The sequence below is a fragment of the Bacillus sp. JJ1566 genome (assembly GCF_036962685.1).
GTDB lineage: Bacteria > Bacillota > Bacilli > Bacillales > Bacillaceae_L > Ferdinandcohnia.
The window spans coordinates 138,992-151,755 of record NZ_JBALOP010000025.1; the positions used below are offsets into that span (position 1 = coordinate 138,992).

A 12,764-nucleotide genomic window follows, 5' to 3' on the forward strand; every position below is an offset into this window, starting at 1 on the left:
GTGTTAAAATGGGCTTATGGGTAAATGTGTTGAAAGGGCGTTTTGGTTATGAAAAAGTGGTTGCGTAAAGCATTAGTTGTTTCATTCTCCATTTTAACGCTTGGATTGGTAGCGCCTCCACCAGCTCTTACAATGGAGCAAGCAGATGCGGATAAGCCAAGTAAGTTAAATGCGATAAATGAACAAAATGCGGAGTCGAAGCTATATTCTGAGTTTCAATCGAATTATGGATATGATAGTAGAAGCTTTGTTACGTATGCAATGACACAGGCCGAAACGAAATCTTTCGAAAAATTTGGAAGTAAAATCGGACCTGTAATTGAAGATGAATTCCGAACTGAAATTTTACCAAGAATTGAAAGTGTCATTGGGTTATTGGCAGAGCAATACCCAGCAGAACAGCTCGACCAACTTGAAATTTCAGAGCAACCGTCTGGCGGAAATGGGGAGAAGATTTTCCATATTTTCGATAAAACAAGCGGGAAGGATGTTGTTCGCTTCCATGTGCGCAAAGATCATCCACCACAGGATGGCTATTGGTTTAATTTCCACTATCACACACACCATGATGGATTCCAAACACATCATGCTTTAGGTGATATTTATTGGGATAAAAATACACCGCCGAAATGGCTGAGTTAATAATAAGGAAAGGTAGTTCAAGGTCGCATTTGCGAATTCTTGGACTACCTTTTTTGTCGTTCAGTTTCTCTTAGAAGAAGTTTCCACTTCGTGTCTAGCAGACTCATTTTTCGAAACATGTTATACTATCTTTACAATTTACTAGAAGAGTGCGCTATTTTACATCTACAATCTATTTACATTTTAGGGAGAGCATTCTTATGAATAAAACAGCTATTCTTACACTTCTATTTGTGCTAGTCGGCTTTACCTATCATCCTGGTGAAGCATCCCCAGACGGAGTACCACTTAAAGACTATCAATCTCTCACACTTTATACGGAAACATCAAATTTGAAAAACTTTGAGATGTTAAAAGAGATTATTTTTTTGCCAGAGTCGAAGTTTAACGAATCAGATGCAGCAAAAATGATTGAACGAGTGAATCAAATAGATAATATTATTTTGCAGGGATTGGTTGATGAAGGCGTAGTCCTGAAGCTTTTTACTGGTCTTTTAACGGAAGAGCCTACGGCAGCCTATTTGGAGGGGAAAAAGCCCCGTGGGTATAGTAAAAATGGTCCGACATGGGATAATGTGCTGGGCATCGGTGGTTCTGAGGTTGTGCTAGCGAAAATTGGGTTTAGCGAAAAAGGGAAGGGCCATGGGTCTATCAATTTAGAGTTGCATGAGCTCGCCCATTCAATCGACAAATTTGTGTTTGATTCCATTAGCAAGGATCCTTATTTTCTAGCAATTTGGCATAAGGAAGTAAAACAATTATTCCCGAATCGTGCTTATTTTAGCGATTATCCCGAGGAATATTTTGCGGAAGCCTTTGCGATGTACTATCTTTCTGAACAGTCAAGAAATCAATTGAAACATACAGCACCTATGACCTACCAGCTTTTTGTCGAATTAAGTAAAACTCGGCAATGATTTCAGCTTGCTTTTGTAGTAAGATAATAGCATGAAGTTGTGCAAGGAGTGAATCTATTGAAACATGGAGAATATGCGTATTTAGATCTATTAAAACATGTTCTTGGAAATGGTACGAAAAAAATGGACCGAACAGGAACAGGGACAGTCTCTGTTTTTGGTTACCAAATGCGGTTTAATTTAAATGAGGGGTTTCCTTTACTTACAACTAAGAGAGTCCCGTTTCGCTTAATTGCGAGCGAACTGCTTTGGTTTATTAAGGGAGATACGAACATTAGGTATCTACTTAAAAACAACAATAATATTTGGAATGAGTGGGCTTTTAAAAATTGGGTTGAGAGCGATGAATACGACGGTCCGGATATGACGGATTTCGGTAATCGAAGCCAGAAGGATCCAGATTTTAATGAGTTGTATCAAGTTGAGATGGACAAGTTTAAAGCACGGATATTAGAGGATGATGAGTTCTCGAGTAAGTTTGGAGAACTTGGCCCCGTATATGGGAAGCAGTGGAGAGCGTGGGAAACCTCACGTGGTGAGACCATTGACCAGTTGAAGAATGTCGTCAACCAGATAAAAAATAACCCAGATAGCAGACGCCATCTTGTCGTCGGCTATAACCCAGGCGATGTGGAATTCATGGCCTTACCACCATGTCATAGTCTGTTCCAATTCTATGTGGCAGATGGAAAATTGAGTTGCCAGTTGTACCAAAGATCAGGCGACCTTTTTCTCGGAATTCCCTTCAACATCGCAAGTTATGCGCTTTTAACACATTTAATCGCGTACGAATGTGGACTAGAGGTAGGAGATTTCATCCATACAATTGGGGATGCCCATATTTACACAAACCATATCGAACAAGTGAATTTACAGCTAAGTCGCGAGCCACGTCCGTTTCCGACTTTGAAATTAAATCCAGCTGTAGAATCTGTATTTGACTTTGAAATGGACGACATTGAAATCGTGGACTATGAACCACATCCAACAATAAAAGCTCCAGTTGCTGTTTAAAAGATTTCTAATTCCAAGATCCTAAGGTATAATCGACCTTAGGATCTTTTTTTGTGAGGATGATTAAAATGATTTCATTATTAGTAGCAATGGACAAAAACCAATTAATCGGTAGGGACAATGATCTCCCATGGCGTTTACCTGCGGATTTAGCTTATTTTAAGAGAGTGACGATGGGGCACCCGATCATTATGGGACGAAAAACATATGATTCGATTGGACGACCTTTACCTGGACGAGAAAACATTATCGTTACTCGTGACACTTCATACACAGCAGAAGGCTGTAAAGTGATTCATTCAATCGATGAGATTGTAAAAATGAATGAGGAAATCGATCAGGAGCTTTTTGTGATCGGTGGAGCTGAAATTTTTAAAGCAATACTCCCATACTCAGACCGTCTATACATAACCGAGATTGAAGAGGAATTTGAGGGGGATACCTATTTTCCAGCATTTGATAAATCCTTGTGGAAGATCATATCAGAGGAAAAAGGCATCAGGGATGAAAAAAACCCATACGATTATACGTTTTTAGTATATGAAAAGAACCCGCAGAACTAAATCTGATTTAGACCGTGGTGGATAATTGAGTAACCAGTGAAATTTAAAATAGTCGGAGCTTTTCCAGTTATACTGCAAAATAGAGCTCATTTGGGTGTGTATAGGCGGAGCTTTTCCGATTAAGCAAGCGAAATTACCCATTTTTCCCTTTTTATAGTTAATAGTTGGAATCTTTCCGTTTATTTAACCTATTTTCAGCTCTTTTTCTTTAATAAGCGGAATTTCTTCGTATATTTATCAAACTTACTTTAGCTTTTAATGAACTTGTTAAACTTACGGGTGGTTTCGTGAAAAAAGTATAAAAAAGGCTTAGAGAGATTGTATCTCAAAGCCTTTTTGACTGTGAAGTATATGTGTTTTTATATTTGCTTCGGTAAGTGATTTACCGGTTTGCTCCTTACAAGTAAACATACGAATCTAAATCTCTGGTTTTTTAAGATATAAACGGTACATCGACAACATAAAATAGCACAGTGAAAAACATCGCAGCACTACCTGCCAACACGAACAAATGCCAGATCGCATGGTTAAACGGCAACTTCCTCCATACATAAAACACTGCACCAACTGTATATAGAATACCTCCAGTTAACAACAGCATAACACCATTGAACCCAATGCTTTCATACAATGGTTTAATGCCAACCACAATTAGCCAGCCCATTAAAACATAACAAACTGTTGAGAGAATCATAAATTTCTCTACAAAAAAGACCTTAAAGACGATTCCAATAACAGCTAGTCCCCACACAATTCCGAAAATCGTCCAGCCTAGCCAGCCTCCAATCGAAACTAAAACGAAAGGTGTGTAGGTACCCGCAATTAATAAATAAATCGCAGAGTGATCTAATATTGCAAACACTTTTTTCGCTTTTAGATGAGTAATGCTATGCAAAAGGGTTGAGAAAAGGTAAAGAAGAAACATCGTTGCCCCAAAGATAGAGAAGCTTACAACATGCCAGACATCCCCATATTTAACAGCAAACACGATTAACATCACAAGTGCTGGGATGCTTAATAGAACACCGAGACCATGTGTAATAGCATTTGCAATTTCTTCTTTTAATGACTCTTGTCGAAATGTCATAAAGTTCACCTCATACTCCATTTTTTCTTCTTCCCATCATACTGCTAACAAAACCATAATTCAAATTATACTTTAAAATAAAATTGAAAGTGTTTACATTTCGAAAAAATAATAAAATATTTAGAAAACTTTACAACAGAGAGGCTAATTCGTGTTATAATGAACAAATTAAATCTTCATTACTGTACAGTATTGTTGTAGATATATGCGAAAGGGGATATGGGGCTCATGGCGCAAAAGTTAAAACAAAAATTAGATGGGATCCATGTAGAGGATATCATAAAAGCAAATCAAACATTGAAGGATGTTATAATCCATACGCCTTTACAAAGAAATGAATTACTATCTGAACGTTACGAATGTAACTTATTGATAAAACGAGAGGATTTACAAATTGTTCGTTCTTTTAAAATAAGAGGAGCTTATAACCGAATTAAAAATCTTACTGTAGATGAACTAAAAAATGGAGTCGTTTGTGCAAGTGCTGGCAACCATGCACAGGGAGTGGCTTTTTCCTGCTCGGCATTAAAAATTCAAGGGAAAATCTTTATGCCTTCTACTACTCCACGGCAAAAGGTCTCACAAGTAGAAGCTTTTGGTCGTGAATATGTTGAGATTGTGTTAACTGGTGACACATTTGATGATTCTTATGAGAAAGCAGTTGCTTGCTGTGAAAGAGAGAATCGCACGTTTATCCATCCATTTGATGATGCTGATGTGATGGCAGGTCAAGGTACGGTAGCGGTCGAGATTTTAAATGATTGTGCAGAACCTATTGACTATGTATTTGCGGCGATCGGTGGGGGCGGACTCATTTCCGGTATTTCCACCTATATGAAGAGCATTTCTCCAGAGACAAAAGTAATTGGTGTCGAACCAGAGGGTGCATCAAGTATGAAGACTTCGATTGCAAATGGTGCGGTTACAACTTTGCAAAAAATTGATAAGTTTGTTGACGGAGCGGCTGTTAAAACAGTTGGGGAAAGAACGTTTGAAATTAGTCAAGAGCTTGTGGACGATATTGTTGTTGTACCGGAGGGTAAGGTTTGTACAACGATTTTGGACTTGTATAATGAAAATGCAATTGTTGCAGAGCCTGCTGGGGCATTATCACTGGCGGCGCTTGATTCGTACAAGGATAAACTAAAAGGTAAAACGGTTGTTTGCGTACTTAGTGGTGGAAACAATGACATCGGTAGAATGCAAGAAATCAAGGAGCGTTCAATGCTGTATGAAGGCCTACAATGCTATTTTATTGTGAATTTTCCACAAAGAGCAGGCGCATTGCGTGAGTTCTTGCTTGATGTGTTAGGGCCAACCGACGACATTACCCGATTTGAATACACGAAGAAAAATAACAAGGAAAATGGTCCTGCATTAGTTGGAATCGAATTAAAGCATAAGGATGATTACGAAGCTTTAGTAAATAGAATGGAAAAAAAGGGGTTTCCGTTCCGCGAGTTAAATAAAGAAAGTACGTTATTTAATTTATTGATCTGACGACGAATTATTCATTAATTTAACATAAATAGACAAAGACGAAAGGCTTGTTCTCATGTATAATTAAAGAAACGGGTGAAAAAGGACTGATAGTTTGCTATTCAAAAGCCTAGAGTTCAAAAATAGTAATGGACAGAAGGTTAAAGTAATTGAGATTCCAGTATTGGAGAAAGGCAACACGTATCGCTTTATGCTCGATTTTCGTTTGCAGGCATTTTTGTCGAAAATCATGACAAAATCAAGTCCAAATCAAATCTATTCGTTCCGCGAATATTTAAAGACCGTACTTAAATGGACTGATTATGAACGCGTTTTTCAACTAGATACTTTAAAACATAACGCATAGTTTTAGAATGAGCTGATTTTAAAACAAAAATCGGCTCTTTTTTTGCTTTTAATCAGCTATGAGTAATTTACCCGTTAAAATAAGGACAAGCTATTTAGTGAAAATAGATATGCGCCAGACGTAGGAAGTGACCGTATGACAAAGGTAAAAATCGTAACAGATTCTACAGCAGATCTTTCAGAGGGGTTAGTAAAAGAACTTGGTATCTCAGTTGTTCCATTATCCATCACCATTGATGGGGAAACGTTTCTAGACCGAGTGGATATTACCCCAAAGGAATTTTTAATGAAAATGAAGCACTCAACTGAGCTTCCAAAGAGCTCGCAGCCTGCGGTTGGGCATTTCGTTGAGATTTACAATCAATTAGGAAGCGATGGTAGTGAAATACTTTCCATCCACATGACCGGCGGGATGAGCGGTACTGTGGCATCTGCTGAAAATGCAGCTAGAATAAGTGAATCAAACGTCACTGTTATTGATTCTATGTATATTTCAAGAGCCCTAGCATTTCAAGTTGTGGAAGCTGCAAAAATGGCAAACGCAGGCCACACAAAGGATGAGATCGTAAAACGGATTGAGGCAATCAGAGAAAACTCAACCTTATTTGTAATTGTTGATACCTTGGAAAACCTTGTAAAAGGCGGCCGTATTGGAAAAGGGAAGGCATTAATTGGCTCATTATTGAACATCAAACCAATTGCATCGTTGCAGGATGGTGTCTACACCCCGGTAGCAAAGGTAAGAAGCCATGCAAAAATTGTAAAATATTTGACTGAAAAATTTGCCGAGGATGTAAGTGGTAAAACGATTAAAAGTGTGGCAATCGCTCAAGTGGATGCAATGGAGCTTGCTACAAATGTAAAAGATGCGATAAAAAAGCTAACTGGATTTGAAGCCGTTGACATCGTTGAAACCACCCCCGTGATTGCTACCCACACTGGTCCAGGTGCAATTGGGTTTATGTATTATGTAGAATAGAACAAAAAGACGTGTGAGTAATTCACACGTCTTTTACTTATGCTTCCGGCATTGGAGTTGGTGTTGGCTTAGCGTAACCCTCTTTGTAGGTTTCATCGATCATTGCACGAATTTCGCTAGGGGACTTACCCTTTGAATACTCCATTACAGATGTAGCAGCGATTTCTAAACATACCATACATTTTGTACCGTGATCATCCCATACGATATTATCGCCTTTGTTTTCATGAACAAAGCAATCATAATTATCCCGATGACCTACAGAGTCAGCACAGCCACAATAGCAAGGCATTGATTCTAAAAGCTCCTGATGCATAGCAGCAGCTTTATAAATTGTCACCATTTCCTCTGATTTACCATCTAAAAAAGTAGGCATCACATCAATTGAGGCAGTTTCTTCACGAATATCTCCCATCACATGTTCTTGCTCGTTTGCCTCATGTCCTTCATCGTTTTGAGAGCAGCCAAATAATCCAAACACAAGAACAAGCGAAAGAAAGACAACTATTTTTTTCATAAAAACAAACCTTTCCTTATCTATGTAAGCCCATTTTAACATATCCAACCTCTATAAAAAATGAATTCACCATTTTGTCAAAATATGAAAAGCTTAATGCTTCCGTCTATCGGCAACAAGATAAGAAGAGCGCTGGCAGAAGGTGCCATTTACATTGGTTAAGACCACAGATTGGTAATGTCGCCTGGAGCTAGTCAAGCAAAAAGGACATCTAACCGACGTCCTTACTTACCTTCAGATTCTTCATCTGATAAATCTAATTTTTCTCCCCCGATGGATATGTAGGAGAGAATATCTAAGTCAGGCTTGGCTTTTGCCATTCCCTGGATGTACGGTGTGATGGTATCTTGGAAATCCTTACTTACACCCATTTCCTCACAGTGCCCGTAGACATACATTTTTTTATCATCAAAGAAAAATGCAATATAGCCTAGTGCTTTCTTATCTTGATTGACTATATTTAAAATTTGGCATTCTTCCTTCATCAACTCTGGGGAAACAAATATTTGCAAGATAACTCCTCCTTTTTACGTAAATTGTAATTTTTTGAACAGAGAATCATTTGTTTCCTTACTAGGGTTTTTCTTTTTCACACGAATCAGAATCATACATAATAGACCAACGACTAGTGTCAACGAAGCGGTCGTTAAAAACATTCCGGCACGTGACCAATTCATTAGCCATCCATAAATAGGCGGTCCAATTGCCACTCCTAAAAATCGAACAGATCCGTAAAGAGATGTTACGAAACCTCGCTTTTCAGTTGAAACCGAACCCGTAATAAAGCTATTAATACACGGCAATACTAGGCCGGTTCCAATACTGCTGATAGCCAATACGGCAATAAACGGAATCAGGCTTTTAAATAAAACTAATAATGCAAAAGATACGGTCATAAGTACTAAACCAATGATAATAAGCTTTTTCATTAAAGGCATTTTTTTACCGATCTTACTTCCGGTAATGTAGGAAGTGGTTGTCATACATAAAAGGGGAATGGCTAAAATGGCTCCTTTTAATACTCCATCTGTATCATAGGTTTTCTCAAGTACATCCGATAAATAAAAGAGAATCCCAAATAAAGTGAATAAACAAGTTGCACCAGCCAAATAGGCTGTAAATAACCATCTTCCTTCGTTTTTAAATACTGAAAATAATCCGCGCACATATTTTTTAAGCGGTGGTGGTTCCTTCTTTTCCTTTTTTTCTTTGACAAAGAAGATCGTGAGAAGCACGGAAATTAAACAAAAGATTGGGAAAGCGAAAAAGGCTGCATACCAAAATAAAAGTGCGAGTAACGACCCGATAATAGGTGAAATAACTTTTCCGAAGCCATTTGAGGCTTCAACTAACCCCAGGACTCGGCTTTGTTTGCCACCTTTAAATAAATCACCTGTTAGTGCCATAGCGATGGGCGCAGTTCCAGCTGCTCCAATACCTTGCATAACCCGACCAGCCATGATCCAAAAATATGGGCTAGAAAACCAAGCGGCTGAAACCCCTGCCAGTAGTCCGCCTGTACCGTAGAGAATAAGTGCAGGTATGATGACGGCCTTTCTAGAAAATCGGTCCGAGAAATAACCAAGTAATGGAATCGAAATTGCAGCTGCTACTGAGAAAGCAGTAATGACAAGACTCACTTGAAATTGACTGATGTCTAGTTCCTTTTGCATCTGTGGTAAGACAGGGATAAGCATTGAATTTCCAAGTACAAGGATTAGTGGAATTGAACCAATCGCAACAATTGTCATTGCTGAATTCTTTTTGCTGGACAAGTTTTTGCATCTCCTTATAGTACAGTGTGAAATTAGAATCAATTATTGCCTTACTATTTTTTCTAATTGTCCTGATACCTATTCTGTTAGTAGTTTCCAGTTGAAAGAAACAGTAGAAAAGCCCAATCTATACACCATTTACCTATTTTTGAATAACATAGCAACTGTAAGAAAGATGGGTGTATATAACAAAAAAAGATTAAACAGAGGTTTAGCGCTTGTTGAAAAAGGAGGAGTTATGCCTATGGACTTTCTAGATGTTCCTTTGCGAACAAAGGGTAAACGAAGCTATGGAATTACCTCAATAGCTGATTTTGGAACGCCTGTTGCCCTAGTGGAGGCGTATCTACGTGATTACCATGCTTATATAGATGTCGCAAAAATCGGAATTGGCTCTGCTTATGTGACCCCAAACCTACAAGAAAAAATCGAGCTTTATAAAAAATATAAAGTCATCCCATATTGTGGCGGAACGCTTTTTGAAAAATGCTTCATCCAGGAAAAACTTGACGAATATGGTGAAAGTCTTCAAAAGCTTGGGATTGAATGGATTGAAATTTCAAATGGGACAGTTGATATTCCACTTCACAAAAGGCTTTCGGTCATCAAAAAATATAAGAAGCATTTTAATGTGATTGCTGAAGTTGGCTCGAAGGATCAAGATAAGGAAATGCCGTTGTCTGAATGGGAGCATGAAATTAACTTGCTGTTAGCAGCGGGCTGTAAATATGTCATCACAGAAGGTAGAGACTCGGGTACGGCCGGCATTTACAACGCTTCAGGCAATGTCAATACCGAGTTGATTGATCGAATTTCAAATAATATTGATGTTAATAAGGTTATTTTTGAAGCACCGACACCGAAACAGCAAATGTTTTTCATCAACCAATTTGGCACGAACGTCAATCTTGGGAACGTCAAAATCAATGATGTCCTTGTTTTGGAATCACAAAGACTAGGTTTGCGGAGTGAAACCTTTTTCATGGGGGAGAAGACATGGAACTTACCCTAATCAGGCACCTTCCTACAGAATGGAACGAGAAAGGGGTTCTTCAAGGCAGTCACAACATTCCAATAAAAGAAATAAGTAAAGCTAACAAAGAGGAAATCGAACAAAACAAACAAAAGCTTAAACAACATTACTCCTTGATTTTAACGAGCACTTTAATGCGAACCCAACAAACCGCGCGCGCCTATGGGTTTAAGCATTTTGAGATTGAGCCTTTATTGAATGAGCTTCATTTCGGGGAATTTGAGGGGAAAGAAAAAAAGCTACTTATAAAACAGCATAAACATAATTGGTATACAAACCCAAGTGAAATCGTGCTAGGGGAAAAAATTGTGGACTTGGAAACACGTATGCACACCTTTTTAAACAAATACAAGGAATACGCGTCTATTTTAGTGTTTGGTCATGGGGCATGGATACGAGCATGTCTATCATATTACAGATATGGAACAATTAATAAAATGAATCAGCTCGAAATTAACAACAATCAGTTGTTAACGATTGAGGTTGGAGAGGAGGAATTTGAAATTGGGCGCTATTCACTATGATAACTGGAATGAGGAGAGCGTTTCGGACGTTATGAAAACGAACAAGGACTATTACGACATTTTAAAGTGGGCATACAGCTCCTATTCAGCTGAAGATATCGTGTATGCTTGTAGCTTTGGTGCAGAAGGAATTGTCTTAATTGACCTCATTTCAAAAATTCAAAAAGAAGCTAGAATTGTTTTTTTAGACACAGGGCTCCATTTTAAAGAAACCTATCAACTCATTGATAAAATCAAAGCGAAATATCCAACTCTCATGATTGAATTAAAGAAACCAGCATTAAATCTTACAGAGCAGTCAAAACAACACGGTGAAGAATTGTGGAAGATGAATCCGAATTTATGCTGTCGAATTCGAAAAATTGAGCCTCTAAATGAAGTTCTTACTGGAACAAAAGCGTGGATTTCCGGATTACGGCGTGAACAGGGTCCAACACGAAAAAATACCGAGTACCTAAATAAGGATGAAAAATTTAAAAACATTAAGATATGTCCGCTGATTCACTGGACATGGGATGATGTTTGGACTTATATCAAGCTTAACAACCTTCCTTATAATGAATTGCACGACAAGAACTATCCGAGTATTGGCTGTGCACCTTGTACCAACCAGGTGCTAAATGGTGATTTGCGATCAGGCAGATGGGCGAATTCCGATAAAACAGAATGCGGATTACATGTGAAATAAAGTGGGTAATGGAGGTTATGAAAGTGGCATTAAGTAAACCGCATGGCGGTGCACTGGTTAATCGGTTCAATCCAACGATTAATTTTAACGAAATTGATAAACAAATTGAGCTTAGCAATATGGAGTTAAGTGATCTGGAATTACTTGCTGTAGGGGCATATAGTCCGCTTGAAGGCTTTGTCGGAAAAGTCGATTATGAATCGATTCTTCACTCAATGAGACTTGCAAATGGGCTACCTTGGTCAATTCCAATCACATTGGCAGTTGACAATACAGTAGCAAAGAAAATCTCAATCGGGGAAAAGATTCGTTTGGTTCAAAAGGGTGAAGTATACGGTGTTATCGAAGTAACTGAAAAATATATTCCAAACAAAGAGGTAGAAGCATTTAAGGTTTACCGGACAACAGACGTTAACCATCCTGGCGTTAAAAAATTGTATGAACGACCCAACGTTTATATTGCCGGCCCGATTTATCTCGTCAAACCTCCAAAGAAAAAGAAGTTCGAAACTTTTTATTTGGATCCCATCGAAACGAGAGCGGTATTTGAACACTTAGGTTGGAATAAGGTAGTTGGCTTTCAAACAAGAAATCCCGTTCACCGTGCACACGAATACATTCAAAAGTCTGCTTTAGAAGTGGTTGATGGGTTATTTTTAAATCCGTTAGTTGGAGAAACGAAAGCCGATGATATCCCGAGTGATATTCGGATGGAAAGCTATATGGTTCTTTTAGAAAAATATTATCCAAAAAACAGAGTGTTCCTATCTGTATTTCCAGCTGCGATGCGCTATGCAGGTCCAAGAGAAGCGGTTTTTCATGCATTAGTTCGGAAAAATTATGGCTGCACACATTTTATTGTAGGGCGTGACCATGCTGGGGTCGGTAATTACTATGGTACCTATGATTCACAACATATTTTTAGCCAATTTACGGAAGAGGAACTAGGAATCTTGCCATTGTTTTTTGAGCATAGCTTTTTCTGTAAAAAATGCGGCAACATGGCGTCCTCCAAAACATGTCCTCACAATAAGGAAGACCATGTGATTTTGTCAGGGACAAAAGTACGTGAAATGCTTAAAGCGGGAAAAACACCACCAAAGGAATTTAGCCGACCAGAGGTAGTCGAGGTCCTCATTCGAGGAATGGCTGAACAATACACAACGATATAAGGTGGGTA

15 protein-coding genes are annotated in these 12,764 nt (G+C 38.5%); 11 read left to right on the top strand and 4 right to left on the bottom strand.

Features of this window, described 5'->3' with window-relative positions; genetic code table 11:
* Window positions 1–48: 48 nt before the first annotated feature.
* From V7112_RS11330 to V7112_RS11345, 4 genes are all read left to right on the top strand, one after another.
* Entirely contained in the window at window positions 49–642 is a 594-nt protein-coding gene (locus V7112_RS11330; RefSeq protein WP_335419247.1) for a YpjP family protein, read from the top strand.
* A gap of 200 nt (window positions 643–842) precedes the next feature.
* Window positions 843–1,559, top strand: coding sequence for an anthrax toxin lethal factor-related metalloendopeptidase (locus V7112_RS11335; RefSeq protein WP_335419249.1), 717 nt, complete (start codon window positions 843–845; stop codon window positions 1,557–1,559).
* Window positions 1,560–1,616: 57 nt separating this feature from the next.
* Window positions 1,617–2,573: a thymidylate synthase gene (locus V7112_RS11340; RefSeq protein WP_335419252.1), complete on the top strand. Its 957-nt coding sequence runs from the start codon at window positions 1,617–1,619 to the stop codon at window positions 2,571–2,573.
* A gap of 68 nt (window positions 2,574–2,641) precedes the next feature.
* On the top strand, window positions 2,642–3,136 hold the full coding sequence (locus tag V7112_RS11345) for a dihydrofolate reductase (RefSeq protein WP_335419254.1): 495 nt from the start codon (window positions 2,642–2,644) through the stop codon (window positions 3,134–3,136).
* 433 nt (window positions 3,137–3,569) lie between these two features.
* Here the strand turns inward: V7112_RS11345 and trhA are convergent, their stop codons facing one another.
* A complete protein-coding gene (gene trhA, locus V7112_RS11350; protein ID WP_335419257.1) occupies window positions 3,570–4,223 on the bottom strand; it encodes a PAQR family membrane homeostasis protein TrhA in 654 nt (217 codons plus the stop codon).
* A 228-nt stretch (window positions 4,224–4,451) separates the two neighbouring features.
* Between trhA and ilvA the strand changes: the two genes are divergently transcribed.
* From ilvA to V7112_RS11365, 3 genes are all read left to right on the top strand, one after another.
* On the top strand, window positions 4,452–5,723 hold the full coding sequence (gene ilvA, locus V7112_RS11355; RefSeq protein WP_335419259.1) for a threonine ammonia-lyase IlvA: 1,272 nt from the start codon (window positions 4,452–4,454) through the stop codon (window positions 5,721–5,723).
* Between the two features lie 94 nt (window positions 5,724–5,817).
* Window positions 5,818–6,069 carry a DUF2535 family protein gene (locus V7112_RS11360; protein WP_335419262.1) on the top strand — a complete coding sequence of 84 codons (252 nt, stop codon included), beginning with the start codon at window positions 5,818–5,820 and terminating at the stop codon, window positions 6,067–6,069.
* A gap of 135 nt (window positions 6,070–6,204) precedes the next feature.
* Window positions 6,205–7,047, top strand: a complete 843-nt coding sequence (locus V7112_RS11365; protein WP_335419265.1) for a DegV family protein — start codon at window positions 6,205–6,207, stop codon at window positions 7,045–7,047.
* 37 nt (window positions 7,048–7,084) lie between these two features.
* Here the strand turns inward: V7112_RS11365 and V7112_RS11370 are convergent, their stop codons facing one another.
* The 3 genes from V7112_RS11370 to V7112_RS11380 form a co-directional block, all read right to left on the bottom strand.
* The gene (locus tag V7112_RS11370) at window positions 7,085–7,564 is read right to left on the bottom strand and encodes a PCYCGC motif-containing (lipo)protein (protein ID WP_335419268.1); all 480 of its coding nucleotides are present in this window, start codon (window positions 7,562–7,564) and stop codon (window positions 7,085–7,087) included.
* A 224-nt stretch (window positions 7,565–7,788) separates the two neighbouring features.
* The gene (locus V7112_RS11375) at window positions 7,789–8,076 is read right to left on the bottom strand and encodes a hypothetical protein (RefSeq protein WP_335419272.1); all 288 of its coding nucleotides are present in this window, start codon (window positions 8,074–8,076) and stop codon (window positions 7,789–7,791) included.
* Between the two features lie 15 nt (window positions 8,077–8,091).
* Window positions 8,092–9,315 (bottom strand): MFS transporter, encoded by a 1,224-nt coding sequence (locus tag V7112_RS11380; RefSeq protein WP_335419510.1) that lies wholly within the window; start codon window positions 9,313–9,315, stop codon window positions 8,092–8,094.
* 268 nt (window positions 9,316–9,583) lie between these two features.
* On the opposite strand from V7112_RS11380, the gene V7112_RS11385 reads away from it, so the two are divergent.
* Genes V7112_RS11385 through sat form a run of 4 tightly spaced genes read left to right on the top strand, consistent with a single transcriptional unit; the run spans window position 9,584 to window position 12,756 of the window.
* Window positions 9,584–10,351, top strand: coding sequence for a phosphosulfolactate synthase (locus tag V7112_RS11385; RefSeq protein ID WP_335419275.1), 768 nt, complete (start codon window positions 9,584–9,586; stop codon window positions 10,349–10,351).
* On the top strand, window positions 10,336–10,896 hold the full coding sequence (locus tag V7112_RS11390) for a histidine phosphatase family protein (protein ID WP_335419278.1): 561 nt from the start codon (window positions 10,336–10,338) through the stop codon (window positions 10,894–10,896). Before V7112_RS11385 ends, V7112_RS11390 begins: the two co-directional genes overlap by 16 nt.
* A 31-nt stretch (window positions 10,897–10,927) precedes the next feature.
* Window positions 10,928–11,584 (top strand): phosphoadenylyl-sulfate reductase, encoded by a 657-nt coding sequence (locus V7112_RS11395; protein WP_335419512.1) that lies wholly within the window; start codon window positions 10,928–10,930, stop codon window positions 11,582–11,584.
* 23 nt (window positions 11,585–11,607) lie between these two features.
* On the top strand, window positions 11,608–12,756 hold the full coding sequence (gene sat, locus V7112_RS11400) for a sulfate adenylyltransferase (protein WP_335419281.1): 1,149 nt from the start codon (window positions 11,608–11,610) through the stop codon (window positions 12,754–12,756).
* Window positions 12,757–12,764: the final 8 nt, after the last annotated feature.